General features: G+C 72.1%; 21 protein-coding genes. 9 read left to right on the forward strand and 12 right to left on the reverse strand.

The window, feature by feature from the left end; all coding sequences use genetic code 11:
* The first annotated feature begins 233 nt into the window (after nt 1-233).
* Nucleotides 234-7,439 carry an apolipoprotein A-IV repeat region-like domain-containing protein gene (locus ACYCO6_RS19195; RefSeq protein ID WP_459762272.1) on the forward strand — a complete coding sequence of 2,402 codons (7,206 nt, stop codon included), beginning with the start codon at nt 234-236 and terminating at the stop codon, nt 7,437-7,439.
* Nucleotides 7,440-7,645: 206 nt separating this feature from the next.
* Here the strand turns inward: ACYCO6_RS19195 and ACYCO6_RS19200 are convergent, their stop codons facing one another.
* Together ACYCO6_RS19200 and ACYCO6_RS19205 are read right to left on the reverse strand one after the other, a co-directional pair.
* Nucleotides 7,646-8,086 (reverse strand): DUF1489 family protein, encoded by a 441-nt coding sequence (locus tag ACYCO6_RS19200; RefSeq protein WP_459773615.1) that lies wholly within the window; start codon nt 8,084-8,086, stop codon nt 7,646-7,648.
* A 57-nt stretch (nt 8,087-8,143) separates the two neighbouring features.
* Entirely contained in the window at nt 8,144-9,139 is a 996-nt protein-coding gene (locus tag ACYCO6_RS19205) for a hypothetical protein (protein WP_459762274.1), read from the reverse strand.
* Nucleotides 9,140-9,288: 149 nt separating this feature from the next.
* On the opposite strand from ACYCO6_RS19205, the gene ACYCO6_RS19210 reads away from it, so the two are divergent.
* From ACYCO6_RS19210 to ACYCO6_RS19230, 5 genes are all read left to right on the forward strand, one after another.
* Nucleotides 9,289-10,446: an MFS transporter gene (locus ACYCO6_RS19210; protein ID WP_459762276.1), complete on the forward strand. Its 1,158-nt coding sequence runs from the start codon at nt 9,289-9,291 to the stop codon at nt 10,444-10,446.
* A 77-nt stretch (nt 10,447-10,523) separates the two neighbouring features.
* Nucleotides 10,524-11,663: an ABC transporter permease gene (locus tag ACYCO6_RS19215; protein WP_459762278.1), complete on the forward strand. Its 1,140-nt coding sequence runs from the start codon at nt 10,524-10,526 to the stop codon at nt 11,661-11,663.
* A gap of 25 nt (nt 11,664-11,688) precedes the next feature.
* On the forward strand, nt 11,689-12,492 hold the full coding sequence (locus ACYCO6_RS19220; RefSeq protein ID WP_459762280.1) for an ABC transporter ATP-binding protein: 804 nt from the start codon (nt 11,689-11,691) through the stop codon (nt 12,490-12,492).
* 98 nt (nt 12,493-12,590) lie between these two features.
* Complete coding sequence (locus tag ACYCO6_RS19225; RefSeq protein ID WP_459762282.1) at nt 12,591-13,673, forward strand: MlaD family protein; 1,083 nt, start codon at nt 12,591-12,593, stop codon at nt 13,671-13,673.
* 121 nt (nt 13,674-13,794) lie between these two features.
* Nucleotides 13,795-14,376 (forward strand): ABC-type transport auxiliary lipoprotein family protein, encoded by a 582-nt coding sequence (locus ACYCO6_RS19230; protein ID WP_459762284.1) that lies wholly within the window; start codon nt 13,795-13,797, stop codon nt 14,374-14,376.
* A 7-nt stretch (nt 14,377-14,383) separates the two neighbouring features.
* On the opposite strand, the gene ACYCO6_RS19235 is transcribed toward ACYCO6_RS19230, so the two are convergent.
* From ACYCO6_RS19235 to thiE, 3 genes are all read right to left on the reverse strand, one after another.
* Nucleotides 14,384-15,010: a helix-turn-helix domain-containing protein gene (locus tag ACYCO6_RS19235; protein WP_459762286.1), complete on the reverse strand. Its 627-nt coding sequence runs from the start codon at nt 15,008-15,010 to the stop codon at nt 14,384-14,386.
* Between the two features lie 106 nt (nt 15,011-15,116).
* The gene (gene thiD, locus ACYCO6_RS19240) at nt 15,117-15,932 is read right to left on the reverse strand and encodes a bifunctional hydroxymethylpyrimidine kinase/phosphomethylpyrimidine kinase (RefSeq protein WP_459762288.1); all 816 of its coding nucleotides are present in this window, start codon (nt 15,930-15,932) and stop codon (nt 15,117-15,119) included.
* Nucleotides 15,929-16,645 (reverse strand): thiamine phosphate synthase, encoded by a 717-nt coding sequence (gene thiE / locus ACYCO6_RS19245; protein WP_459762290.1) that lies wholly within the window; start codon nt 16,643-16,645, stop codon nt 15,929-15,931. Before thiE ends, thiD begins: the two co-directional genes overlap by 4 nt.
* Nucleotides 16,646-16,855: 210 nt before the next feature.
* On the opposite strand from thiE, the gene ACYCO6_RS19250 reads away from it, so the two are divergent.
* Nucleotides 16,856-17,851 carry an NUDIX hydrolase gene (locus ACYCO6_RS19250; RefSeq protein WP_459762292.1) on the forward strand — a complete coding sequence of 332 codons (996 nt, stop codon included), beginning with the start codon at nt 16,856-16,858 and terminating at the stop codon, nt 17,849-17,851.
* 285 nt (nt 17,852-18,136) lie between these two features.
* Here the strand turns inward: ACYCO6_RS19250 and ACYCO6_RS19255 are convergent, their stop codons facing one another.
* Complete coding sequence (locus tag ACYCO6_RS19255) at nt 18,137-19,276, reverse strand: HPP family protein (protein WP_459762294.1); 1,140 nt, start codon at nt 19,274-19,276, stop codon at nt 18,137-18,139.
* Nucleotides 19,277-19,379: 103 nt separating this feature from the next.
* Between ACYCO6_RS19255 and ACYCO6_RS19260 the strand changes: the two genes are divergently transcribed.
* Nucleotides 19,380-19,763 carry a hypothetical protein gene (locus ACYCO6_RS19260; protein WP_459762296.1) on the forward strand — a complete coding sequence of 128 codons (384 nt, stop codon included), beginning with the start codon at nt 19,380-19,382 and terminating at the stop codon, nt 19,761-19,763.
* A 48-nt stretch (nt 19,764-19,811) separates the two neighbouring features.
* Here ACYCO6_RS19260 and panB read toward each other — a convergent pair whose 3' ends face one another.
* From panB to ACYCO6_RS19280, 4 genes are all read right to left on the reverse strand, one after another.
* A complete protein-coding gene (panB, locus tag ACYCO6_RS19265) occupies nt 19,812-20,630 on the reverse strand; it encodes a 3-methyl-2-oxobutanoate hydroxymethyltransferase (RefSeq protein ID WP_459762298.1) in 819 nt (272 codons plus the stop codon).
* A gap of 120 nt (nt 20,631-20,750) precedes the next feature.
* On the reverse strand, nt 20,751-21,347 hold the full coding sequence (locus tag ACYCO6_RS19270) for a rhodanese-like domain-containing protein (protein ID WP_459762300.1): 597 nt from the start codon (nt 21,345-21,347) through the stop codon (nt 20,751-20,753).
* Between the two features lie 2 nt (nt 21,348-21,349).
* Nucleotides 21,350-22,189 (reverse strand): quinoprotein dehydrogenase-associated SoxYZ-like carrier, encoded by an 840-nt coding sequence (locus tag ACYCO6_RS19275; protein ID WP_459762302.1) that lies wholly within the window; start codon nt 22,187-22,189, stop codon nt 21,350-21,352.
* Nucleotides 22,190-22,230: 41 nt separating this feature from the next.
* Nucleotides 22,231-23,211 carry a quinoprotein relay system zinc metallohydrolase 2 gene (locus ACYCO6_RS19280; RefSeq protein ID WP_459762304.1) on the reverse strand — a complete coding sequence of 327 codons (981 nt, stop codon included), beginning with the start codon at nt 23,209-23,211 and terminating at the stop codon, nt 22,231-22,233.
* A gap of 126 nt (nt 23,212-23,337) precedes the next feature.
* On the opposite strand from ACYCO6_RS19280, the gene ACYCO6_RS19285 reads away from it, so the two are divergent.
* Nucleotides 23,338-23,904 (forward strand): TetR/AcrR family transcriptional regulator, encoded by a 567-nt coding sequence (locus ACYCO6_RS19285; protein WP_459762306.1) that lies wholly within the window; start codon nt 23,338-23,340, stop codon nt 23,902-23,904.
* Here the strand turns inward: ACYCO6_RS19285 and queC are convergent.
* Both queC and queD read right to left on the reverse strand, forming a co-directional pair.
* Nucleotides 23,891-24,610, reverse strand: a complete 720-nt coding sequence (gene queC / locus ACYCO6_RS19290) for a 7-cyano-7-deazaguanine synthase QueC (RefSeq protein WP_459762308.1) — start codon at nt 24,608-24,610, stop codon at nt 23,891-23,893. The genes ACYCO6_RS19285 and queC overlap by 14 nt on opposite strands.
* A complete protein-coding gene (gene queD / locus ACYCO6_RS19295; RefSeq protein ID WP_459762310.1) occupies nt 24,600-24,956 on the reverse strand; it encodes a 6-carboxytetrahydropterin synthase QueD in 357 nt (118 codons plus the stop codon). The genes queC and queD overlap by 11 nt, the downstream gene beginning before the upstream one ends.
* Between the last annotated feature and the right edge of the window lie 28 nt (nt 24,957-24,984).

The raw sequence follows: 24,984 nt of genomic DNA on the forward strand, positions 1-24,984 counted from the left end.
TTCACCCCCTGATTCGCAGGGTGGGGATCGCGCCCGACCCCTGCTCTGCGGCAGGATGGGGCAGGCGGCGAGCGGCGGGCTCGGTAACCATTCGGTTAACGTTTTCTGGGGCCGGCCGAAGGCTCGGGTATCGGCGATCGGTGCCCGCGTCTAATCTTCGATGGTAAACGGGGTGTTGCGTCTCCGGCATCAGCCTGCCCAGGTGCCGGTGAACCCGTGTAACGAGGCGTTGAATGGCGACCGAGAAGAAGCTGAAGGACCCGGCCGAGGCCGCGCTCTCTGCGATCGAGCAGGCGCTGAACCTCGACGCCCTGACGCCGAACGGCACCGATGGCCGCGCCGAGCCGCGCCTGCCCGATGTCGGTGATGCCGATCCGCTGCTCGACGGGGCGGTCGACCCGGCCGGCCGCACCATGCCGCCGCGCCTCGACCTCGATGCGCCGCTCGTCTCCGACCTGCCGCCGCCCGGCCTGGATCGCCCCCGCCGCGAGGGCGGGCTCCTGCCCCCCGACCGCTCGCTCGTGGCCAACGACGACCGGCGCAACATCGGCATCCTGCAACAGACCCTGCGGGTGCGCTCCTCGCCCAAGCCCTACCTGTTCGCGCTCGCCGCCGGCCTCGTCTGGATCGGCGCCCTGGTGCTGATCGCGTGGTTGAAGTCCGACGGCGACCTGCGCGAGGTCATCTCGGGGCTCACCGCCCTCCAGGCGAGCGTCGGCGCGGCGGCGCTGTTCGGCCCGGTCGTGCTCTTCGTCATCGCTGCCATGCTGGCGGTGCGCGCCCAGGAGATGCGCCTCGTCGCCCGCGCGGTCGGCGAGGTCGCGGTGCGCCTGGCCGAGCCCGAGAGTTTCTCCACCGATGCCGTCCTGACCATGTCGCAGACGGTGCGCCGCGAGGTGGCGGCGGTGGGCGACGGCGTCGAGCGGGCGCTCGCCCGGGCCGGCGAGCTGGAGACCCTGGTGCGGGGCGAGATCGCCACGCTGGAGCGCGCCTATTCCGACAACGAGATCCGGATCCGCTCCCTCGTCGACGAGCTGGTGGCGCAGCGCGAGGCGATCGTCACCAACGCCGACCGGGTGCGGAACGCCATCACCGGCTCGCACCAGAGCCTGAGCCAGGAGCTGGAGGGCGCCTCCGACCGGATCGTCTCTGCCCTGACCGGCGCGGGCGAGCGCGTGACCGGCGCGCTGGAGAACCGGGGCGCCGAGATCACCGCGTCCCTCGGGGACGCGGGCGACCGCGTGGTCAGCCTTATGACCGCCCGCGGCAGCGACCTCATCGACAATCTCACGGCCACCAGCCAGGACGTGCGCGGCAGCCTCCAAGAGGTGGGCGAGACCCTCACCCGGGCCTTCGAGAGCCGCGCGAACGAGGTGACCGGCGCCTTCGAGGCCGCCGGCACCGCCCTCACCGGCCGGCTCGCCGAGAACGCCGGCACCCTGGCCCGGAGCATCGCCGAGACCGGCGCCCAGGTGGGCGAGGCCCTGGAGCGTCAGGCCGGCACGGTCCGCGAGAGCTTCGAGCGCTCGGTGACCGGTCTCGAATCCGTCTTCCTGTCGCGCGGATCGGAGCTCACCGAGCGCTTCGGCGCCATGGGCACGGAGATCACCGCGCGCTTCGCCGAGACCGGCTCGGCGCTCGCCCACGACATCGCCGGCCGCGGCACGGCTCTGCGGGCCGAGATCGAGAGCGCGGGCCTGTCGGTCGCCGAGGCGATCGAGGGCCACGGACGGGAGGCCCAGGCCGCCCTGGCGCTGGCTGCCGGCGGGGCCGGCGAGACGCTCGCGGCCCGCGCGGGTGCGGTGCGGGACGACCTGATCGGCACCGCCGAGCGGATCGCCGAGGCGCTCTCGGAGCGCGGCGGCGCCCTCGCGGAGCGCATGGACGGCATCGCGGCACGCCTGGACGAGACCGTGACGGTACGGGCAGCCGATCTGGAGAACCGCGTCGCGGCGGCCGCCGAGCGCGCGGGGGGCAGCATCACCCACCGGACGGAGGAAGTGACCGCGAACCTGGAGGCCGCCTTCTCGGCGCTCGGCCAGGGTTTCGAGGCCGGCGCTGCCGCTGCGGTCCAGTCCCTGCGGGGATCCGTCGAGGGCCTGTCGGGCGAAGTCGAAAGCCGCACCCAGGAGGCCTCCGCCCGGCTCACCGGAAGCCTGGAGACCCTGCGCAGCGCATCCGCCGAGGTCACCGGAGCCGTCGAGGCCGAGACCGCGGTTCTGCTGACCCGGTTCCGCGATGCTGCCGACCGCGCCGGAGCGGAACTCGGTGAGCGCGGCACGGCCGCGGTTGCGGCCGTGCGCGCCGCCCTCGACGCCCTCAGCAGCGAACTCGCAGCCCGTACCGGCGACGCGACCGGCAGCCTCGCCGAGGCCGCACGCGCGATCTCGGCCGACCTCGCCGCCCGCCTCGGCGAGATGGAGGCAGCCTTCGGCGAACACGGCCGCGGCGTCGCCGAGCTGCTCGCCACCCACGCCGACGAGACCCAGGCGCGGATCAGCGGCACCGGCCGCGACATCGTGCTGGCGGTGGCGAGCCAGGGCGCCCGCATCGCCGACACCCTCAGCCAGACCGGCGCGAGCTTCGCCGAGACCGCCGACGGGCGCGTCCGGGCAATCGACGAGACGCTGGGCAACCGCCTCGCGGCCCTGCAGGAGACCATCGCCCGCGGCGACATCCTGGCCGACCGCATCGGCCGCGACACCGTGGCGCTCGGCGAGACCGTCGGCGCCCGGCTGGAGGAGATGGACCGGCTCATCACCGGCAAGGGACAGGCCGTCGCCGAGACGATCTCGGCCCAGGCCCGGGAGGCCGGCAGCCTGATCGAGGGGCATCTCGGAACCCTGGAAGAGCGCTCGGCCAAGCGGGCCGCCGAGATCGGCGAGGCCGTCGCGAGCCTCGTCAGCCACATCGACGGCCATCTCGGGAGCCGTACCGCGGCCGTGGACGAGGCGCTGCGCGCCCGGACCGACGAGATGGCGCGGATCATGGCCGAGGGCGGCCGCAGCCTGATCGAGATGCTCGACGGCCGGGCCGAGGGCTTCGGGCAGGATATCGCGCGGCACACGGGCGAGATCGCCCGCCGCATCGAGGAGGGGGCAAGCCGCTTCGACGCGGGCGTCATCGGCCGCCTGCAGGAGATCGCCGCGACGCTGGAGGAGCGTTCCCGTCACGTGGACGAGAGCTTCGGCGTGCAGGCCTTCGAGGCGATCCGGCTGATCGAGGCGCGGACTCGCGCCGTGGACGAGGAGCTGGCCGGCCGGACCCGCGACCTCGTCGCGACCATCACCGACAGGACCGGCGGGATCGACGCCGCCATGGCCGAGCGCGTCCGGGCGCTGACCGGCACCGTCGAGGAGGCCACCCGGACCCTTGAAGCGTCGCTGTCGGCCCGTGCCGAGGAGATCGTCCGGCTGGTGAACGAGCGCACCGAGAGCGCCGACGCGGCGCTGACCGCCCGGACGGATGCCGTCCGCGCGGCCTTCGCGGAGCGCGCGGACCTGCTCGGCCGCCTCATCGATGAGCGCATCGCCGCCATGTCGAGCGAGCTCGACGAGAAGGGCCGGGCCGTGTTCGGAGCGATCGGCGGCCGCATCACCGAGCTTGCCCGTCTGTTCGATCGCGGCGGCACCTCGCTGGCCGAACTGATCGACCAGCGCGGCGCGAGCGTCCTGTCCAAGCTCCAGCAGACCATCGCGGATGCCGAGCGGATGCTCGACGCCGGCGAGGGCCGCCTGGGCCACACCCTGTCGAGCCGCACCGCGGATATCAGCGGGCTGCTCGACGAGGGCGTGCGCACGGTCCACGGCCTGCTCGACGACCGCACCAACCAGATCCGCGTGATGCTGGACGACCATGCCGGCACCCTGGCCGCCACCCTCGACGGCCGCATAGGGCCGATCAACGAGGCGCTCGACGGGCGCGGACAGGCGCTGGTCGCCGCCCTGGAGGGCGCGTTCGGCACCGCCTCCGGCGCCCTGGAGGACCGGACGCGGCAGCTCGGCAGCCTGTTCGACGCGCGGCTTGAGAGCCTGGAGAGCCTCGTCGAGGGGCGCGGCAACCGCCTCGCCGAGACGCTGAACGCCCGGGCCCAGGCCCTGCGCACCCTGTTCGAGGAGGCCCAGACCGCCCTCGACGCGATGGTGGAGAGCGGCGGCGGCCGCTTCGCCGCCACGGTGGATGCGCGCATCCAGTCTCTGCGCGCGGTGCTGGAAGAGGCGCCTGCCGCCGTCTCCGCGCTGGTCGAGACCCGCGAGCGCCAGCTCGCCGCGACCCTCGACGCCCGCACGCAGCGCCTGCAGACTCTGTTCGAGGAGGCCCAGAACGGCCTGCGCGACCTCGTGGACGTTCGCGGGCAGGAAGTCGCCGACGCCATCGCGACCCGGACCGAAGGCCTGCGCACGACCCTCGACGGCGCGCCCGCCCGGATGGCGGACCTGCTGGACGCCCGCTTCGCGGACCTGCGCGCCCTGTTCGAGCGGGCGCAAGCGGAGATCGACGGGCTCGTCGAGGGCCGCGGCCGTGAGATCGCCGGGACCATCGAGCACCGCACCCAGGCCCTGCAGGCCACCATCGAGCAGGCGAGCCCTGCCATCGCGGGCCTGCTCGAGACCCGCGAGACCCAGCTCGCCGAGGCCTTCCAGGCGCGGACCGGGCAGCTGCAGACCCTGTTCGAGCGGGCCCAGGCCAGTCTCGACACGGCGGTCGAGAGCCATGGCCGGGAGATCGCCATGGCGGTCCAGGCGCGCACGCAGGACCTCCGCGCGCTCCTCGACGCGGCGCCCGCGGGTGTCGCCTCCCTCCTGGATACCCGGATCGAAAACCTGCGCGGCCTGCTGGAGCGGGCCCAGGCGGATCTCGGCACGGCCGTCGAGGGGACCGGGCGCGAACTGACCGAGCAGGTCGAGGCCCGCGTCCAGGCCCTGCGGACGACCTTCGACCAGGCGCGCGCGGCGATCGAGGGGCTCCTCGACGATCGCAGCCGAGCCCTGATGGAGGCCGCCGAGGGCCGCACCGGAGCCTTGGTCGAGGCCTTCGACGCACGGCTGCGCAACCTCGACGGGATCGTGGAGGGTCGCACCGCGGCCCTGGCGCAGGCCGTGGAGGCGCAGAGCGAGGCCCTGGCCCGGGGCGTCGACGCCCGCGCCGATGCCTTTACCCAGCGCATCGACGGCCGCATGCGGCTGTTCGCGACCCTGGTGGCCCAGCGCGCCGACACCCTAGCCAATGCCTTCGACGACCGCCACGAGGCCTTCGCGGGTCTCATGGACGAGCGTACGGCGAGCCTCGTGGCCGCCCTCGACGAGCGGGCACGGGCCCATGCCGAGCAGGTCGACGCCCACAATGCGGCGCTCGCCGAGACGCTCAGCCGCCGCGAGGCGGCCCTGGCCGGCCTGATCGACGCCCGGGCCGAGGCCCTCGGGGCCGGGTTCGAGCAGCGCGCCGATGCGCTGGGCGCACTCGTGGATGCCCGGGGCGAGGCCCTGTCCCGCCGCCTCGCGGAGAGCGCCGAGACCTTGGTCCGGGCCATCGAGGAGCGGGGCAGCGCTCTGCTGGCCGGCGTCGAGGGGAGCGGACGGGCGGTCGGGGAGACCGTGGAGCAGCATGTCGGGCGCCTGCGCGCGGCCATCGACGGGCCGATGCTCGACCTGTCCCGCGCGCTGGCGGACCGGGCCGACGCGATCGAGCGGGCGCTGGCTGAGACCGGCCTGCCGCTCGCCGAGACCCTGCGCGAACGGACCGAGGAACTGGCCGTGCAGTCGCGGGCCTCGGCCGAACTGCTGCGCGCCGCCGTCGAGGACGGGGCGGGCCGCACCCTCTCGGAGCTGTTCGAGACCAACGACCGGATGGGCCGGGAGCTGGGCAGTCTGCTCCAGCGGATCGAGAGCGCCAACGTCGCGCTCAGCGAGCTGGTGGCCGGAGCCGGCACGAATCTCGGCGCGGTCGAGCAGGGCCTCGCGGGCCGGATCGAGCAGATCCAGACGGCGCTGGAGCGCATCGCCGCGGAGACCGGTCACGCCAGCGCGGGCGTCTCGGCACAGGTCGAAGCCCTGCGCGGCGCCGCCGACGGGGCGCTGCAGGAAGCCTCCCGCCTCGCCGAGACGCTCGACGGGCGCGGCCGCTCCCTCGGTGAGCAGACGGCCGCCCACGTGGCCGCCCTCGACCGGGCCGCGGCTTCCCTCGCCGCCATCGAGGAGCGGCTGGGCTCGGCGCTGTCCGGCCGCGAGGCGGCGCTGACGGAGGCGCTCAGCGCTTTCGAGACGCGGGCCGCCGCCCTTGAGCAGAACGGCAACGCCCTCGCGCAGACGATCGAGCAGACGCTGCGCGCCGCCGAGGAGCGCGCCCGGAGCGTGGGCGAGACCCTGACCCAGACCGCCCAGGGCGCCGGGGCTTCGGTGACGAGCGCCTTCGCCGACCTGAAGGACAGCGCCAGCGCCGAGGGTGAGAAGGCGGCCCAGGGCGTGCGGCAGGCCATCGAGGAGGCCGCCCGGGAGATGCGCAGCGGCTTCCAGGAAGCCCAGGCCAGCTTCGGCGACTCGTTCTCGGCCCTGCGCGAGATGGCGGGCTCGATCCGCGGCGAACTCGACGCGACCCGCGCCGAACTCGCCAAGGGCGTCCTCGAGCTTCCGCGCGAGACCCAGGATGCCACGGGCGAGATGCGGCGGGTGGTGGCCGACCAGATCAAGGCGCTCAACGAGCTCTCGGCTCTGGTCTCCCGCTCCGGTCGCTCGGTGGACGTTGCCCAGCCGCAGGCTCAGCGGCGGGTGGTGGAGGGCGGGACCCGCGCCGTCGCGGCCCCGCAGGCCGGTCCGGCCCAGGCCTCGGCGGGGCCTGCCACTCCGGCACCCACGCTCCCGGCGCCCGCGGCGCCGCGGGCCTCCGCGGGTCCGGCCCGGATCGAGGCAGCGCGGTCGGCCGTCCCGGCCCGCGGCGCCACCCCGGCGCAGACCGGGGACAAGCGGGGCTGGCTGTCCGATCTGCTGACCCGCGCCTCCCTGGACGACGACGAGGAGGCGGCACCGGCGGCGGAGACCCTCGCGGCCTCCGCACAGTCCGGGGGCCGGCCATCCGCGACGGCGGCTGCCGAGACCGGGCGGATCGCCCTCGATACGATCTCGACCGACATCGCCAAGATGATCGAGCACCGGACCGCGGTCGATCTCTGGGAGCGCTACCGGCGCGGCGAGCCGAACCTGTTCGACCCGCGGATCTACACGCCGCAGGGACGGACGACCTTCGCGGAGATCCAGCGCCGGTACCGGTCGGATGCGGAGTTCCGCCGCAGCGTCGACCGTTACGTCAGCGAGTTCGAGCGCCTGCTCGGCGACGTGATCAAGAACGACAGCGACGCCAAGCGCACCGACGCCTATCTCACCTCGGAGACCGGCAAGGTCTACACCATGCTGGCCCATGCCAGCGGGCGCTTCGACGGGGCCTAAAACCCATCCCGCCGGGGCTGGCCACGGCTCCGGCGGGATGTGCCGCAAGGGCGGGTTCCTCCAACCCTCCCCCTCATCCTGAGGTGCCCGCGTCAGCGGGCCTCTAAGGAGAGCTCCAGAAGGCGCTGCGATCCCTGGAGGGCTCCTTCGAGGCCTTCGCTGCGCTCCGGCACCTCAGGATGAGGGCGCGGGTCGGAGGGTCTTGGTCACAGCAGGCCGAGGCCGACCAGCTCGCGCCGCAGGGTCTCGGGCATCTCGGCGAGGTCCCCTGAGGCTTCCGCCCCGAGGTCGGCGGGCGCGTCGTGCGCCGTGAGGTAGCGCCACCCCTGGAAAGGCCGGTAGGGCCGGGGCGCCACCGGGACGAGGCGCGGGTCGAAGATCAGCCGACATCGCGGGATCCCGTCCTCGCCGGTCAGCGGCTCGATCGCCGTGATCGCCTGCCGGCAGGACAGCGTCCCGCGGATCACCCAGTAGATCGAGCCGCGCCCGACGATCTCGCGGTGGCGCTTGGGCAGCGTCCGGGTGACGTGGAAGGGGGCGGCCGGTCGCCCCTCCCGGAGCGCCTCGGCCAGGAACCGCGCCTGCCGCGCTTCGAGATCGGCGATGGAGGTGGGGCCGACGCAGAGCTTGATCAGGTGCAGGGCCACGGACACGCGTTCTCGGTCTCTCGGGAGGCCCCTGATAGCAGCGTCCGGCCGCGCCTGTCAGGCGAACAGCGCGAGCCGCTGCTCCGGCGGCAGCGCCTGGATCTCGGCGAGGCTCAGCGCCGGCTCCCCCTGCGCCGTGTCCGGCTCCGGGGCCGCGGCGACAACGGCGGCCCAGTCGAGCTCGGCCCCGTCCTCGACAGGCGCGACCACCTGGGTCTCCGCGGCGGGCTCGTGTTCGGCGACCTCGCCTTCGGCCTCGGCGGGTGACGCTGCCTCCGCGCCCCCCGAGACCGGCAGGAACACGAGATCCTCATGGAGCGCCGGGCTTCCCGGCCGGGCCACGAGCGCGGCTGCCGTGACGGCCGGGACATCCATGGCGATGTAGCGGTCGATGTCGCTCTGGCAGAGATCGGACAGCGCGCCCTCCGCACCGGCCACCTTGACGCCGGCCAGCGGCGGGATCGCCTCGGCATCGCTGCCCCAGATCGCGATCATCGCCGAGAGCCGGTCCTCGAGGTAGCGCAGCGTGTAGACGATCCGGGCGGTGCGCTGCGCGGTGAGGTCCTGGAACGAGCAGGCCGTGTAGATCGCGGTCGCGAGCCGGTCGAGGTCGTCGCAGGCCGTCGCGTCGGCGCCCCGCTCGCGCAAGGTCCAGGCCGCCTCCTGGATCGCCTCGGCCGCGCCGAGGATGTCCGAGGTCGCCCGCTCGGTCTCCCGCACGATGGCGTCGAGGGCGAGCGAGGCCTGGGACAGACGGGTCTGCTCGGTGTTCGAGGCGCTGATCGCCGCGATCTCGGCCTTGGTCCGGCGGATCGCCTCGGCCATGTCGACGAGGTTGCCGCGCAGCTGCCCGAAGGCCGGGTGGCCGCGATCCGCCGTCACGGTCTGCTCCAGCCGGGAGATCGCCCCGAGCAGCATCTCGGTGTCGGCGCCCCGGTTGCGACGGGCATGCTCGGCCAGGAACAGGCGCCCGCGCTCGGTGGCGCAGATGGTCGCCTCGATCGCCGCGTACTCCGCGGAGATTTCCGCGCTCAGGGTGGCGGAACCGGACATGGGCTTCCCAGAGGGCGATTTGCAGGCTCGGCGACGGCTCGCGCAGGGCGCGACCCGAAGGCGCGCAATTTGACAGGTCCCGTTTAACGCGCGCTTACGGGCGGGCCCCGCCGCCGGGCCCTGTCCGAACCCGCCTTCCGAGACCCGCCTTGCTCCGCCCGTCCGGCCCGGCGCGCCTGTCGCTGCTGTACGCCGTCGTCTTCACCGAGATCGGCATCGCGATGCCGTTCATGCCGGTCTGGCTCGACGCCCTCGGCCTCGATGCCGCGGTGATCGGCGTGCTGCTCGCCCTGCCGATCGCCACGCGCATCGTCGCCACGGCGCCGCTGATGAGCCTGCTCGACCGCGGCCTCGGCCCGCGCCGGCTGATCCTGCTGGGCAGCCTCGCGCTGAGCCTCACCTACGCGCTGATGCCGCCCGCTGCGGGGATCGGCTGGCCGTGCCTCGCCGTGCTCGTGGTGCTCAACGCCGTGGCCGGCGCGCCGCTCGTGCCCTGCATCGACTACCTGACCCTCGCGGCCGTGCGCCACGATGCCCGTCTCGCCTATTCGCGAATCCGGATGGCGGGCTCGGTGGCCTTCCTGCTGGCGAACCTCGCGGGCGGGCTCCTGCTCTCGGCGCTGGGCGGGCAGCTCGCGGTGCCGCTGCTGCTGACCGGCCTCGCCCTGTCGGCCGCCCTCGTTGCCTGGCGCAGCCGCTCGGTGGCGGGGCTGCCGCAGGCGGCGGAGGGCGCCGGCCGGCCGAGGCTGCCGCTGAAGCTCTGGCTCTGCATCGGCGCGGCGGCCGCGATCCAGGCGAGCCACGGCGCGATCTACGGGTTCGGCAGCATCTACTGGACGAGCCAGGGCATCCCGGCTGCCTGGGTCGGATCGCTCTGGGCCACCGGCGTGCTCGCCGAGATCGCGCTGTTCGCCGGAATCCCCGCCCTGCCCGCCGCCTGGCGCAGCCCGGTGCGGCTCCTGGCGCTCGGCGGCTCTGCCGCGATCCTGCGCGCCGTCGGCATGTTCGTCCTCGGCGACCGCCTCCCCGCCCTGGTGCCACTCCAGTGCCTGCACGGCCTGACCTTCGGGGCGACGCAGCTCGGCGCCATGGCGGCGGTGTCGGCCTACGCGCCGGACGGTGCCCGCGGGCGGGCGCAGGGCACGCTCAGCGCCGTCAATGCCGGCATCTCGGTGGTCGCCACGCTGGTCAGCGGCCTCGCCTACCGGGCCGGCGGTCCCCTCGCCTTCCTGCTGATGGCGCCGCTCGCCGCCGCCGGCCTCGGCCTCGCCTTCGCGTCCGGACGGGCCGCCCGTCGCGCAAGCTGACGTTGGACACGCTTCGTCAACCGTAATGTCGACATAACCACACGGCAGGGTGGTGCCTCGATCGAGGAGTGAGGGTCTTGCTGAGCGAGGGCACTGTTCCCGGCGCCGCGCTGCGGGACCGGCCGGCCGACGGCCGGCTGGCGCTCGACGGCCGTTGGACCGCCGACCAGGCTCCGACCGTCGAGGCCACGGCCGCACGCATCGTGGCGGCGGGCCGGGCCGGGCCCGTGTCGGTCGACCTGTCGGGTATCGAGCGTCTCGACACCCTGGGCGCCTGGGTCCTGGAGCGGACCCGCGCCGAGATCGAGCAGGCGGGCAGCACCCTCACCTATCTCGGCGCCCGCCCGGAGCACCGCACCCTTCTCGGCGAGGTCCGCCTGCGCGAGCCCGAGGCGCCGCCGCCGCGCCGGCACGGACGGATCGTCGGCGCCCTCGACGCCACCGGTCGCCAGACCGTCCGCGGGGGCCGCGAATTCGTCACCGCCCTCGCCTTCCTCGGCGAGCTGATCGCCGCCTGCGGGCGCGTCGCCCTGCGGCCCGGCACGTTCCGGGGCACCGCCCTCGTCAACCAGATCGAGCAGGTGGCGCTCAACGGCACGCCGATCATCGTGCTGATCTCGTTCCTGGTGGGCGGCATCGTCGCGCAGCAGGGCATCTTCCAGCTCCAGCGCTTCGGCGCCCAGACCTTCGTGGTCAACCTGATCGGCCTGCTGATCCTGCGCGAGCTCGGCGTCCTCCTGACCTCGATCATGGTGGCCGGCCGCTCGGGCTCGGCGATCACCGCCGAGATCGGCTCCATGCGCATGCGCGAGGAGGTCGATGCCCTGCGCGTCATGGGCCTCGATCCCGTCGAGATCCTGATCGTGCCCCGGGTGCTCGCCCTGATGATCGGCCTGCCAATGCTGACTCTGATCGGCGACCTCGCGGCGCTCGCGGGCGGCGGCCTCACCGCGATGCTCTACGGCGGGCTGACTCTCGACCAGTTCCTGGCCCGGCTCCAGGCGGCGGTGGGCGTCCACCACGTGATGGTCGGCCTGATCAAGGCGCCGTTCATGGCGCTGACCATCGGGGTGATCGCCACGATCGAGGGCTTCGCCGTGGAGGGCTCGGCCGAGTCGCTCGGCCGCCACGTCACCGCCTCAGTCGTGAAGTCCATCTTCATGGTCATCGTCCTCGATGGATTGTTCGCGGTCTTCTTCGCCGCGATCGACTTCTGAGCCCGTGCCGGTGATCGTCCCTGCCATGATCGAGACCGACGCTGCCGCGGGCCCCGCGCCCATCATCCGCGTGCGCGACCTCGTGGTCGGGTTCCGCGACCGGAACATCCTGAAAGGCCTGAGCCTCGACATCCGCGCCGGCGAGATCCTGGGCTTCGTGGGGCCCTCGGGCCAGGGCAAGTCGGTGCTCACCCGGACGATCCTGGGCCTCAACCCGAAGCGCGCGGGCACGATCGAGGTGTTCGGCCGCGACGTGGATGAGCTGACCTATGCCGAGCGGCGCCGGATGGAGCAGCGCTGGGGCGTGCTGTTCCAGCAGGGCGCCCTGTTCTCGGCGCTCACCGTCAAGCAGAACATCCAGGTGCCGATGCGCGAGCACCTGAACCTGTCCGAGCGCCTGCTCGACGAGTTCGCCCGCCTCAAGATCGAGATGGTCGGCCTCAAGCCCGATGCCGCCGACAAGCTGCCGTCGGAGCTGTCGGGCGGCATGATCAAGCGCGCGGCGCTCGCCCGCTCCCTGGCGCTCGATCCCGAGATCCTGTTCCTCGACGAGCCGACCTCGGGCCTCGACCCGATCGGCGCGGGCGAGTTCGACGACCTCGTCTCGACCCTCAAGGAGACGCTCGGGCTGACCGTCTTCATGGTCACCCACGACCTCGACAGCCTCTACACCGCCTGCGACCGCATCGCGGCGCTCGGCGACGGCCAGATCATCGCGGCCGGCACCATCGACGAGATGCTGGCGAGCGACCATCCCTGGCTGCGCTCGTATTTCCACGGCAAGCGCGCCCGGACCATCGCCACGGGCGGCGCCACGGCTCATGCCTGACTGCCGTCCCACCCAGATCCCGCCCTGCTTCCCTTCGGGAGCCGGGGCCAGAAGCCCGGCCGGACCTCGTCCGCCGGGCAGAACCGCAGGTTGAGCGCATGGAAACTCGCGCGAACTACGCCCTCATCGGTGCCTTCACCATCGCGGTCGTCCTGGCGGGATTCGGCACCGTGCTGTGGCTCTCCGGCGGCTCCTCGCGGCAGGTGAGTCAGACCGTCCGCATCGTCTTCTCCGGATCGGTCGGAGGGCTGTCGCGCGGGTCGAGCGTGAACTTCAACGGCATCAAGGTCGGCGAGGTCACCGACATCCGCCTCGCCCCGCAGGATCCGCGCCGGGTGCTCGCCCAGATCAAGGTCGAGCCCGCGACGCCGCTCCGGGCCGACACCCGCGCCCGGCTCGATTCAGCGATGCTCACCGGTGTTTCGGTGATCTCCCTGTCGGGCGGCAACGCCGACGCGCCCGCGCTCACCCCGATGGCCAACGGCGAGCCGCCGACGATCTTCGCCGATTCCTCCGACATGCAGGACATGATGGCGCTGGCGCGCCAAGTGGCGCAGCGGGCCGACGACATGCTGGCCCGCCTCGACCGGCTCGTCTCCGCCAACGAGGGCGCGATCAACCGCTCGCTCGCCAATGTCGAGACCTTCTCGAAGACGCTCGCCGATGCCGGCCCGAACATCTCGGCGCTGGTCAAGGCGGTCGACGGCGCCAAGCTCGGCCGCGTGATCGACAATGCCGACCGCTTCTCCGCGGCCCTGTCCAAGGCCAGCCCCGACATCGAGGCGGGCCTGCACGACGCCCGCACGCTCGCCGCCAAGCTCAACGCCTCGGCCGACAAGATCGACGCGGTGCTCAACGGCGCTGAGAGCTTCCTGGGGTCAGCCTCGGGCCAGGAGGGTTCCAGCACCTTCGCGGAGATCCGCGCGGCCGCGATCTCGGTGCGCGACGCCGGCAAGGCGTTCCGCACCATGTCGGAGAATCTCGACAAGCGGACCGCCAGCATCACGACCAATTTCGGCCGCCTCAGCGGCAGCGGCCGCCGGGAGGTGGAGGCTCTGTCGGGGGACGGCCAGCGCACCCTCAGCACCCTCAACCGCACGGTGCGCAGCCTGGAGCGCGACCCGAGCCAGGTGATCTTCGGCGGCAAGCCATCGTTGCCGGAATACAACGGCGGACGCTGAAATTGTCGGTGGCTGGATCGGTGTGTCCCGGCGCACCGCACGGATACGGGTGCGGAGTAGTTTTTACCGCATAGCTTATACTGCTCTGCCGTCCGCCGGTGGGGTCTATCAGGTTGTGCGTATGGTCCGCTCGTCCCACACTCTCGCTGCCGTGTCGCTCGCCGCCCTGCTGGGCGGCTGCGGCAGCGGCGGGGCGCCCCTCACCTTCGATCTCGCGGCGCTGCCGTCGTCGGGCCGGCCGGTCATGGCGGGCCGCTCGATCGTGGTCTCGGAGCCGGTGGGCATCCAGCCCTTCGAGGCCGACCGGATCATCGTGCGCGAACCCGGGGGCGCCCTCTCGTTCCTGGGCGGCGGTCAATGGGCCGACCGGCTGCCGCGCCTGATCCAGACGCGGATCATCCAGAGCCTGGAGAATTCCGGGCGGCTGCGCTCGGTGAGCCGGCCCGGCGACAAGGTCATGGCCGATTATCAGCTGATCAGCGAGATCCGCGCCTTCGACGTCCAGGCCGGGACCGGCGAGGCGGTGGTCGACCTATCGCTGAAACTCGTGGCGGACGGCACCGGCAAGGTGACCGCAGCGCGGATCTTCACGGCCCGCGTGCCGGTCGCCGGGATCAATGCCGGCAACGGCGCCCGCGCCCTCGATCAGGCGCTGAGCACCGTGCTGGCCGACGTGGTGCGCTGGGTGAATACGGGGCGCTGAGGGCGCCTCACTCCATCACGGCGGCCTTCATGATCACCACCATGGTGGCCCGAGCCGGCCCGTCGGTGCAGCGCACGATGTGAGGCCGGTCGCAGCGGTAGCGCAGGGTCTCGCCGGCCCGCGCCCGCTGCACGATGCCGCCGATCTCGACCTCGAACGCCCCCTCGGTGACCGACAGCGATTCCACCGAGCCGCGCTGGTGCGGGTCCGAGTCCAGGACGCCGCCGGGATCGGCCGTCACCTCGTACCATTGCAGCCACTCGATCGTCTTGAGCCAGCCGATGATCGCCAGCCGCACCTTCCCGTCCTCGGATACGAGGATCGGCGTGTCCGCCCGGGAGGTCTTCTCGATGAACGGCTCCTCGTCGCCGGCCGCCAGGACGCGCTCGATCGACACGTCCAGTGCCTGGGAGAGCCGCCAGATGGTGGCCAGCGTCGGGTTGGTCTCGTTGCGCTCGATCTGGCTGATGATCGACTTGGCCACGCCCGACTGCTCGGCGAGTTCCGAGAGCGACAGGTTGTAGGCCTTGCGCAGCCGCTGGATGGTCTTGCCGAGCTGGCCGGAGAGCGCCTGCGCCCCGGTCAGCAGGTCGCGCCCGCGCGCCCGGTCGGGCCGTTCCGCCTGATCCTGCATCGTCCCCGATCCGCCTGCGCCGTTCCGTTATCCGAACGATCGTGCGCTTCTTCAAACGCAATCGTGGCCCGGGCGCAAGGGAGGCATCAATCTCTGGGGTCGGTGTTCAGGGCCAGACGGCGTGGAAGTGGTGGACCGGGCCGTGCCCCGCGCCGATCGTCAGCCGGTCCGCCGCCGCGATCGCGGCGGTGAGGTAGTCCTTGGCCTCCGCCACAGCCTCCGGCAGCTCCAGGCCCCTTGCGAGCCCCGCCGCCACGGCGGCCGAGAGGGTGCAGCCGGTGCCGTGGGTGTTCCTCGTCGCGATCCGCGGCGCCGCCAGGGTGCGCAGGGAGCCGTCCGCCGTGACGAGGTGGTCGATGCTCTCGCGCCCGTGCCCGTGGCCGCCCTTGATCAGCACCGCGCGGGCGCCCAGTGCCACGAGCCGCCGGGCCTGGGCCACCGCCGTCGCGGCATCCTCAGCCACCGCCTCCCCGAGGAGCGCCGCCGCCTCGGGCAGGTTGGGCGTGATCAGGTCGGCCCGCGGCAGAAGCCGGTCCCGCAGCGCCGCCACGGCGTCGTCGGCGATCAGCCGGTCGCCGCTGGTGGCGACCATCACGGGGTCGAGGACCACCGGGATCGCCCCGGCCCGACGCGCCAAGCCCTCGGCGACCGCCGCGATCACGTCGGCTCGGGACAGCATGCCGATCTTCACGGCCTTCACGGCGAGGTCGGAGAACACGCTGTCGATCTGCCGGGCGACGAAATCCGCCGGCACGTCGTGGATGCCCTGGACGCCCAGGGTGTTCTGCGCGGTCAGCGCCGTGATCACGCTGGCGCCGTAGACCCCCAGCGCCGAGAAGGTCTTGAGGTCGGCCTGGACGCCGGCACCGCCGCCGGAATCCGAGCCGGCGATCGTCACGGCGATCGGGACGAGGCCGCTCATCGCGCCTGCCCCCTTTCCGCCAGGGCGGCGTCGATCCGCGCGCGCAGGTCGCCAGCGCGCTGCTGGACCGGCTCCGCGCCGAACAGTGCGGTGATCACCGCGACGCCGTCCGCGCCCGCCGCGATCACGTCAGCGGCATTCTCGAGGCCGATCCCGGCGATGGCGCCGAGCGGCAGGCCCGCGCCCCGGGCGAGGCGGGCCCGGAAGGCGATCCGCGCGAAGCCATCGAGGCCGACCGGCGGGTCGGGATTGTCCTTGCTGGTGGTGGCGAACACGCCGCCGATGCAGGCATAGTCGACCGGGAGGCGGTACAACTCGTCGGCCTGGGCGGGGGTCTTTACGGTGAGGCCGATGATCGCACCCTCGCCCAGGAGGCGCCGCGCATCGGCCGGGTGGAGGTCGCTCTGGCCGAGATGCACGCCGGCCGCGCCCGCCGCCAGGGCGAGGTCAATCCGGTCGTTGACGAGCAGCGGCACCCGGCCTCCGACCGCCGCCTGGATGGCCCGGATCCGGGCCAGGGCGGCGCGGGCATCCGGGATGTCCTTCTCGCGGTACTGGAGCAGCGTGCAGCCCCCTGCGACCGCTTCGGCGCCGAGCTGCGCCAGCCGCGCTCCATCCGCGCCGCAGACGCCGACATCGAGGAGGCCGTAGAGCCGCAGGTCGACCGCCCGACTTCTGGATGCGGACGATGGGGAGTTCGCGCTCGCTAACATCGCTGTCGCTCGGCTCTGCCCTGGCCGGCCCCGCGCCGGCCCTCCCGGGCATCCCTGTTTGAGCAGCCCCCGGCGCCTTGGCAAGCGCGGCCCCGGTTCGCGCGCCGAAGCGCCACGCCACATGGCGTTGACGCGTGACCATCCCGGCCCCCTATAGGTGGGAGCCCGCAGGGCGATTCCGTAACTGAAGGGACAGGCTTTCGAGGGACGATGACGGTTGCCGCGGCGCAAACGGATGCGCGTGGGGCGCAAGCCCTGCCGGAGCGCTCCTCCGTAGGCCTCGTCGCGGTGATCGTCGCTGCGACCCGGGGGGAGCCGCGCGCCCTGACGATCCGCGTCCCGGATCAGGCATCCGGCCGCGGCGATGGCCTGCCGGCCGGTCCCCTCGTACCCGAGCACGCGACCCTGGAACGCGGCCTGCGGGCCTGGGTGGAGCGGCAGACGCACCAGCGCCTCGGCTATGTCGAGCAGCTCTACACCTTCGGCGACCGCGACCGCTCCGGGACGTCCGACATGCCGGGGGTGCACTCGCTCTCCGTGGCCTACCTCGCCCTGGTCCGCGAGGAGCGGCCGGCCGGCCTCGCCGAGGCCGCGTGGCAGAACTGGTACCGCTACCTGCCCTACGAGGATTTCCGTCAGGGGCGCCCGCGCCAGCTCGACGCCATCGAGGCGCGGCTCGCCGCCTGGGCGGCCGAGCCCGAGGATTGCGCCACCCGGACCCGCCGCCTCGACCGGCTGGGCCTCACCTTCGGGATGAACGGCGGCACCTGGAACGAGGAGCGCGTGCTGGAGCGCTACGAGCTGCTGTTCGAGGCCGGCCTCATTCCGGAGGCCCGCGGCAATCCCGGTCCGGCGCTGCCGAACGACCCGACCGGCGTGCCCATGGCCTTCGACCACCGACGGGTGCTGGCGACCGCGATCGGGCGCCTGCGCGGCAAGATCAAGTATCGCCCCGTGGTGTTCGAGCTGATGCCGCCGGAATTCACCCTGCTCCAGCTCCAGCGCACCGTCGAGGCGCTCTCGGGCACGCAGCTGCACAAGCAGAATTTCCGCCGCCTCGTGGCGCAGCAGGGCTTGGTCGAGGAGACCGAAAGCGTCACCAGCGGCGCCGCCGGCCGTCCGGCGCGGCTGGTGCGCTTCCGGCGCGAGGTGCTGCTGGAGCGCCCGGCGCCGGGGTTGAGGCTGCCGTCCCGGCGGCTGGGATAGATCCCGCCGATGCGCCGCGATCTCGGCGCGCGGGCTCCTTCTTGAGGGGTTTACCCGCGCCCGTCAGGGCCTCTGGAGGCGATAGACCTGCCAGGTCAGCATCATGCTCGACGCCATCAGGGCGGCATGAAGAAGGTTCAGAAGAAGCGACCCATCTTGCATCGGCTCGAACCTGCGGACGCGGCGTTGCTCGGACTCCCTCCGAGGCAACAACCGGGCCAGCTTCGGAGCCCCCGGGCGGATGCATCCGCCGGCCGAGCATCGTCGGATTGCAGGCTGCGCAGCCTACGCGGGCACCGGCTCGGGGCGCGCGAAGGCCTTGGTCGAGAGCAGGCGCGTCAAGGTCGCGAGCAGGTCGGTCTGGGTGATGATGCCCAGGATGCTGCGGTCCTCGGCCGTGACCACGACCGCATGGGTGTGGCCGTCCGTCAGGAAGCCGCTGAGCCGGACCACCGGTTCATCGGGCGCCGCCGTCCTGGCTTCCGACATCGCTGCGGCGAGACCTCGATGGCCCCGCAGCGTCAGCTCCCGCAGGCCGAGCGTGCCCGCGAGCCGGCCGCTCCCGTCCACCACGGGCAGCGTCCGTATGTTGTGCGCGAGCAGAAGGTCCCGTGCTTGCTCCACGGTGCTGTCCAACCCGACGGTCACCACGTCGCGCGACATGACCTCGCCGCAGGTGAGCGTCCCTTGCGTGCGCAGGAGCGCCTGAAGTTCGACCTGCCGCAGGAGCTGGTCCAGATCGGACCGGTCGATATCCAGGGTCTCGTGCAGCTCCAGGAGCGCCGCATCGACGTCCTCGGGCTTGAATCCGACGCGGATCGACGGCGGCAGATCGGCCGTCCCATGCGTGTTGACCGGCACCGGGACCGGCACGTGCGGGTAGTTGCGGCGGGAGATCTTGTGGAACGCGATGCCGAGCGCGACCAGGATCACCGAGTTGACGCAGACGGGAAACAGCGGGAACAGGAATCCGGCCGAGGTGACGGCCGGCCCGCCGATCAGCGCCGTGAGAGCGGCCGCGCCACCGGGGGGATGAAGGGACCGTGTGAGCGACATCGCGGCGATGGCCAGGGACACGCCGACCCCGATCGCCACCACCGGATTCGAGATGAGGTGGGCGGCCAGGACCCCCATGAAGGCGGAGATCGTGTTGCCGCCGATGATCGACCAGGGTTGAGCGAGCGGGCTTGCGGGCACCGCGAACAGCAGGACCGCCGAGGCCCCCATCGGGGCGACGATGAGGGGGATATGGGGGCCCTGACCGAAGAACCAGCCGCAGATCAGACCGGTGAGCGTGATCCCGGCCAGAGCGCCGAGGCAGGCAATCAGCCGCTCGCGTAGGGTTGCGCCTGCGAGGATGGGCTTGAACAGCCGAAACCCGGATCCCTTGCCGGGTTGCTCATCCGGGCTAACCGTATCGGACATCCTCGCGCGCCCTCAGTCTGCTCGCTCCGCCGGGGAGCGGCACGCTCGCCCGGCGGTCTGGTATACCAGAGTGACGTTTACGGGCCGAGGGCGGAATTGCAACATGCATAGGCGCAATGCCCGTCTGCGCGGCATTGTGGGGCTCCAGGCGAGCGTCCGGGGGATGATGCGGGATATCGCTGCCAGTGCGCTGCTCACGACCGCGGCGACGCTCGGCTGCTTTCGCTTCGTGGGCCTGTTTGTCGGCCGCGGGACCGCGAGCGCTCGGGAGCCCGTCACCGCCACCGTCGCCGCGACGGCGTTCCTCTCCGCGGTCGGCTTCTTGCTCGCACGCAGCGGGATCGCCGGTGCCGCGCTGCTGCTCCTGCTGACGTGGCTTACCTATGACACCGCGCGGCGGCACGAACTGCCCGAGCCCGCAGGTGCGGTCTGCACGTGGCTCAGTCTGGCGCTCCTCCTCGCCTATATCGGCCTTATGCGGCGCTGACAGGCTTGGTGGGCAACGCCCGGGGCGCGGGCCCGGCCGGTCGAGACTCTACCCGTAGGTGTGGTCCTCCGCCGGGAACCGCCCGGCCCGGACCTCCTCCGCGTAGGCCTTCACGGCCTCCTCGATATGGGCCCGCAGGGAGCCGAACTGGCGGACGAATTTCGGGGTCCGCTCGGACAGGCCGAGCATGTCCTCCAGAACCAGGATCTGCCCGTCGCAGACCGCCGAGGCGCCGATGCCGATGGTGGCGGCCGTGACCCGCGGCGAGGTCGCGATGGCCCGGGCCACCGGCTCGACGATGCCCTCCAGCACGATCGCGAAGGCGCCGGCCTCGGAGATCGCCCGTGCATCCTCCAGGAGGCGGCGCTCGTCGTCGGGGGCGCGGCCCTGCACCTTGAAGCCGCCCATCGTGTTCACCGCCTGCGGGGTAAGGCCGATATGGCCCATCACCGGAACGCCGCGCTGAACGAGGAACGCCACCGTCTCGGCGAAATGGGCGCCGCCCTCCATCTTGATCGCGCCGGCGCCGGTCTCCTTGAGCACCCGGGAGGCGTTGAGGAAGGCCTGCTCGCGGCTCGCCTCGTAGGAGCCGAACGGCATGTCGACCACGACGAGCGCCTTCGAGGTGCCGCGGATCACCGCCTGCGCCTGAAGGATCATCATCTCCAGGGTCACGGGAATGGTCGATTCCATCCCGTGCATGACCATGCCGAGGGAATCGCCCACGAGGATGAAGTCGCAATAGGCGTCGACGATGCCGGCCGTGTGCGCATGGTAGGCGGTGAGCGCGGTGATCTTGCGCCCCTCAGCCTTGCGCTTGCCGATATCGATCGCTCGAAGCCGTCGGGACTGCACGACCTGCGACATGGTTCAGATCCCTTTCGGCACCCAGGGCGAGCGTAGGTTCCCCCTCCTGAAGGGAGAGGGGGCGCGTCCTGTTTCGGGAGCTTCGCTCCGCGCCCCTTTTACTACGCGCAACGCCGCGGGTCAGCGCCCCGCCTGCGGCTCGGTCGCCGCCTTCCAGGCCGGATCAACGCGCAGATTCGCTGTCTCGTGCTTCTCCTGCCAGCCCTCGACACCCTCGGGGAACCAGCGCACGCCGGTATAGCCCTTCAGCACGAGGCGCTTGGCGGCGTTCCAGCTGCCCCAGCACTCCACGTGGCAGAACACCACGACGGGCTTCGCCGTGTCGTGGCCGGTCAGCTCCGCGACCCGCGCGTAGAACAGCGCCTCGCGCTCCGGTGCCAGGGGTTCCGCCCCGGCTTCCGGCATCCAGACCGCGCCGGGGATCGAGGGGTGCACCGGCAGCCAGAGGCGGCCGGCGGGGAAGTTCGACGGCTTGCGGTCCGGGGCCGCCACGTCGATCAGCACCGGCTTGTCCGGCCCCGCCATCAGGGCGGCGAGCGCGTCGGCATCGACCACCTGGGCGCCCTTGAGGCTCGGCGGCGTGTAGCCCTTCGGCGGCCCGCCATAGAGCCCCTCCGGCTCGGGCACGTTGACCGGAGAATCGGCCGGCGCGGCCGCGAGGCAGAGGAGCGCGGCGCAGGCCGCCGCGGCCCGGCCGATCAGGACGAGGCGTGCCATGCTCAATTCGTCGGGCCGGGCGGGTTGAAGCTGTGCTGCCAGTGGCCGCCCTGGTTGTCGGAAGCCGCCACCTGGATCGGCTTGCCGTCCGGCTTGAAGGCGAAGTTGATCACCGGGTTGGAGGCGATGGAGATGTCGCCCGTCATGGTGAAGACCTTCTGGTCCCCCGCCGAGACGGTGAGCTTGTCGATGTAGCGCGCCGGCGTGTACTCGCGGGTGACCTGATTCATCTGCATGCCCGAGAAGTTCGGGTGGCGGATCATCAGCGTCGCCTCCACGGGCTTGCCGGGCTGGGCGTCGGCGAACTTCATGCGCATGTCGCCCATGCCCTTCATGGCCTCCTCGTCGCTCATGCCCATCGGGGCGGAGCAGCCCCCCGACGCCTTCACGAACTGCTTGGCTTCGTAGAGCTTGCCGTCCTGCGTCTCCACCACGGCGTGCATGTCGGTGTAGTTGTTGACCCGCACCCGCAACTTCAGCTCCGCCGGGTCGGCGGCCGGCCCGAACTCGAACTTGGCCGCGTAGGGTGCCGGATTGTCATCGATGATCAGCGACACCGCCTTGATCTGCCCGTCATCAGGCATGGTCAGGGTGATCGGCACCAGGGCGGCATCCAGCGCCCGGGCCGGCGCGTCGATCTTCACCAAGCTGTCGGTGGGCGCGATCTGGCGGTCGCCGAAGATCGACTTGGCGATCTCCTGCCAGCGAGCGGCCCGCTCCTGATCGGTGTCGGAGGCGCCGGCGGCGTGGGCGGCCAGGACGAGCGGGCCCGACAGGGCGGTCGTCGCCAAAGCGATGCCGAGGGCGAGCGAGGGAAGTGTCTTGCCGATCCTGTACGTCATGGCGTTTCTCCCGGTTCGGTCTGATATGGCGATCCGAAAACCTATTCCCACTCGAGTTCCTGATAGGCCACGGTGACGTTGCGGCCGTTATAGGTGTCGAACAGGGCCCATTTGTCCTTCTGGTCCGCGGCGACGCTGGTCACCGCCTTCTCGATCGGCACGTCCTTGGCGATCGCCGCGCGGGTGCCGTCGCGCAGGGCGGTCAGATAACCGGTGAGATCGGCGAGCGCCGGGACGAGATCGACCGCCACCGGGCCGTGGCCTGGCACCGCGCGGGTGGCGCCCAGGCCCTTCAGCCGCTCGGCTTCCTTCAGCCAGCCCCTCAGGCTCCCGTCGAGGGACGGGATCCGGTTCACGAACAGCAGGTCGGCGGGGAACAGCAGGCCGCTGCCGGAATCGAGCATCGACAGGTCGGAGGTGGTGTGGGCCGGCCCGTGCGCCGTGAAGGTCAGCCGACGGTCGCCGAGATCGACCTCGGCCGTGTCAGCCACCGTCATCGTCGGGAAGACCACCGGCCCGGTGCGCTCCTCGCCGAGGAGATCGATCAGGCGCTTGCGGTAGAACTCGCCCCGGGCCGAGAGCGCCTCGGCGAGCTTGGCGTGGCCGATAAAGACCGGCTTGTCCGCGACGAAGGCCCCGGCCCCGAAGACATGGTCCGGGTGGACGTGGCTCAGGACCACGTGGGTGATCGGCTTGGTCGTGCGCTTGGCGATCTCGGTGCGCAGCCACTGGCCGTCGGCGAGGCTGCCGCCGGATTCCGTGACCAGCACGCCGGTCCGACCGACGATGAAGCCGATATTGGCAATGGCGTCGGCATTGTCCGAGGTGGCGTCGGCGATCAGGCCCTTCCGGATGAAGATGCCCGGGCCGACCTCCTCCATCGTGAAGGCCTCGGCGGCGCGGCCGAGGGTCGGCAGGCAGCACAGGCAGAGGCCGCCGAACAGAGCATGCCGTCGGGACAGCGATCGACGCGCGTGGACCAGGCCGACCGACGTCCCCCTATGGACGGCCGATGCCGTCATGCCGAAACCTCTCCGTTCTCGTTGTCTACCATTAAGTAGGTAGATTTTTCCGCCGTCAAGTGGCAGACAGGAACCAGGAACGGGCCGAGCCGCACGTTCGCGTGCGCCGGGGAGACGAGAGTCGCGATGAGGGATACCCGCGCCGAGCTGCTGATGCAGGCCGAGACCCTGGTCCGGGGGCGCGGCTATGCCGGCTTCAGCTACGCCGACCTCGCGGAGGCGGTGGGGATCCGCAAGGCGAGCATCCATCACCACTTCCCCACCAAGGTCGATCTCGGGGCTGCCCTGGTGGCTGCCTACGCGGCCCGCTACGAAGCCGCCCTCGCGGGAATCCGCGCGGCGATGCCGGACGGGCCCGGCCGCGTCGCGGCCTATGGCCGGCTCTATCTCGGCGGCGTCGAGCAGGGGCTCGGCTGCCTCTGCGCGGCGCTCGCCATCGAAGGCGAGGCGCTGCCCGAGCGCCTGCGCCGGGACATCGTGGCCTTCTTCGAGGGCCACCTCGCCTGGCTGGAGGCGATCCTGCGGGAGGGGCAGGCCGACGGCAGCGTCCGCGCCGGGGCGGAGCCGGCGGCGCTCGCCCGCTACGTCATCGCCACCCTGGAGGGGGCACTGATGATGGAGCGCCTGTTCGCGAGCCCCGCCTCGTTCGAGGGGACGCTGGCGGTGCTGGTGGACGGCCTCAGGCCGCAGTGAACCGGGTGTAGCCGTCGGCGCGCAGGCGGCAGGCCGGGCAGGTGCCGCAGCCGTAGCCCCAGGGATGGCGCTGCCCGCGCTCGCCGAGGTAGCAGGTGTGGCTCTCCTCGACGATCAGGTCGACCAGCGCTTGGCCGCCCAAAGCCTCGGCGAGGCCCCAGGTCTGCGCCTTGTCGAGCCACATCAGCGGCGTGTGCAGCACGAACCGGCGCTCCATGCCGAGGTTCAGCGCCACCTGCAGGGCCTTGATCGTGTCGTCGCGGCAGTCCGGATAGCCGGAATAGTCGGTCTCGCACATGCCGCCGACAACGTGCCGGATGCCCCGCCGGTAGGCGAGCGCCGCCGCGAAGGTCAGGAACACGAGATTGCGCCCGGGCACGAAGGTGTTGGGCAGGCCCGAGGCTTCGTACCCGATCGCCGCTTCGCGGGTGAGCGCCGTCTCGGAAATGTGTCCCAGGGCGTCGAGCGCGACCGTGTGGTCGTCGCCGAGGCGCCCGGCCCAGGCGGGATGAAGGCGGCCCATGCCCGCCCGCAGGGCGGCCCGGCGGTCGAGCTCGACCCGGTGGCGCTGGCCGTAATCGAACCCTAAGGTCTCGACCTGATCGAACCGGTCGAGCGCCCAGGCGAGGCAGGTGGCCGAGTCCTGACCGCCGGAGAACAGCACCAGCGCGGCGCGGTCCCCCGGGATTGCAGCCTCACTCGCCATCGTACTCCGCCCAGGACATCGGGGTCTCGGCGACCCGCACCAGGGCGAGCCCCGGCAGGTCCGGCCGCAGCCGATGCCAGATCCAGGCCGCGATGTTCTCGGCGGTCGGGTTCTCCAACCCCTCGATCTCGTTGAGGCAATGGTGATCGAGGCGCGCCAGCAGCGGACCGAAGATCTTTTCGATGTCGTAGAAGTCGATCACCCAGCCGGTGTGGGGATCGACGGGCCCGGCGACGGTCAGCTCGACCCGGTAGGAATGCCCGTGCATCCGGTGGCAGCGATGGGTCGCGGGCACGTTCGGCAGCCGGTGGGCCGCCTCGAAGGTGAAGGCTTGGGTGATTCTCATCGTGTTCGTCGCAGTGATCCCACCCGCG

The sequence above is a fragment of the Methylobacterium sp. CM6257 genome (assembly GCF_054611515.1).

Coding starts and splice junctions, on each gene's coding strand:
- ACYCO6_RS19195 (WP_459762272.1), top strand. CDS start 234: ATGGCGACCGAGAAGAAGCTGAAGGACCCGGCCGAGGCCGCGCTCTCT.
- ACYCO6_RS19205 (WP_459762274.1), bottom strand. CDS start 9,139: ATGTCCGGTTCCGCCACCCTGAGCGCGGAAATCTCCGCGGAGTACGCG.
- ACYCO6_RS19220 (WP_459762280.1), top strand. CDS start 11,689: ATGATCGAGACCGACGCTGCCGCGGGCCCCGCGCCCATCATCCGCGTG.
- ACYCO6_RS19225 (WP_459762282.1), top strand. CDS start 12,591: ATGGAAACTCGCGCGAACTACGCCCTCATCGGTGCCTTCACCATCGCG.
- ACYCO6_RS19230 (WP_459762284.1), top strand. CDS start 13,795: ATGGTCCGCTCGTCCCACACTCTCGCTGCCGTGTCGCTCGCCGCCCTG.
- ACYCO6_RS19235 (WP_459762286.1), bottom strand. CDS start 15,010: ATGCAGGATCAGGCGGAACGGCCCGACCGGGCGCGCGGGCGCGACCTG.
- thiD (WP_459762288.1), bottom strand. CDS start 15,932: ATGAGCGGCCTCGTCCCGATCGCCGTGACGATCGCCGGCTCGGATTCC.
- thiE (WP_459762290.1), bottom strand. CDS start 16,645: ATGTTAGCGAGCGCGAACTCCCCATCGTCCGCATCCAGAAGTCGGGCG.
- ACYCO6_RS19250 (WP_459762292.1), top strand. CDS start 16,856: ATGACGGTTGCCGCGGCGCAAACGGATGCGCGTGGGGCGCAAGCCCTG.
- ACYCO6_RS19255 (WP_459762294.1), bottom strand. CDS start 19,276: ATGTCCGATACGGTTAGCCCGGATGAGCAACCCGGCAAGGGATCCGGG.
- ACYCO6_RS19260 (WP_459762296.1), top strand. CDS start 19,380: ATGCATAGGCGCAATGCCCGTCTGCGCGGCATTGTGGGGCTCCAGGCG.
- panB (WP_459762298.1), bottom strand. CDS start 20,630: ATGTCGCAGGTCGTGCAGTCCCGACGGCTTCGAGCGATCGATATCGGC.
- ACYCO6_RS19270 (WP_459762300.1), bottom strand. CDS start 21,347: ATGGCACGCCTCGTCCTGATCGGCCGGGCCGCGGCGGCCTGCGCCGCG.
- ACYCO6_RS19275 (WP_459762302.1), bottom strand. CDS start 22,189: ATGACGTACAGGATCGGCAAGACACTTCCCTCGCTCGCCCTCGGCATC.
- ACYCO6_RS19280 (WP_459762304.1), bottom strand. CDS start 23,211: ATGACGGCATCGGCCGTCCATAGGGGGACGTCGGTCGGCCTGGTCCAC.
- ACYCO6_RS19285 (WP_459762306.1), top strand. CDS start 23,338: ATGAGGGATACCCGCGCCGAGCTGCTGATGCAGGCCGAGACCCTGGTC.
- queC (WP_459762308.1), bottom strand. CDS start 24,610: ATGGCGAGTGAGGCTGCAATCCCGGGGGACCGCGCCGCGCTGGTGCTG.
- queD (WP_459762310.1), bottom strand. CDS start 24,956: ATGAGAATCACCCAAGCCTTCACCTTCGAGGCGGCCCACCGGCTGCCG.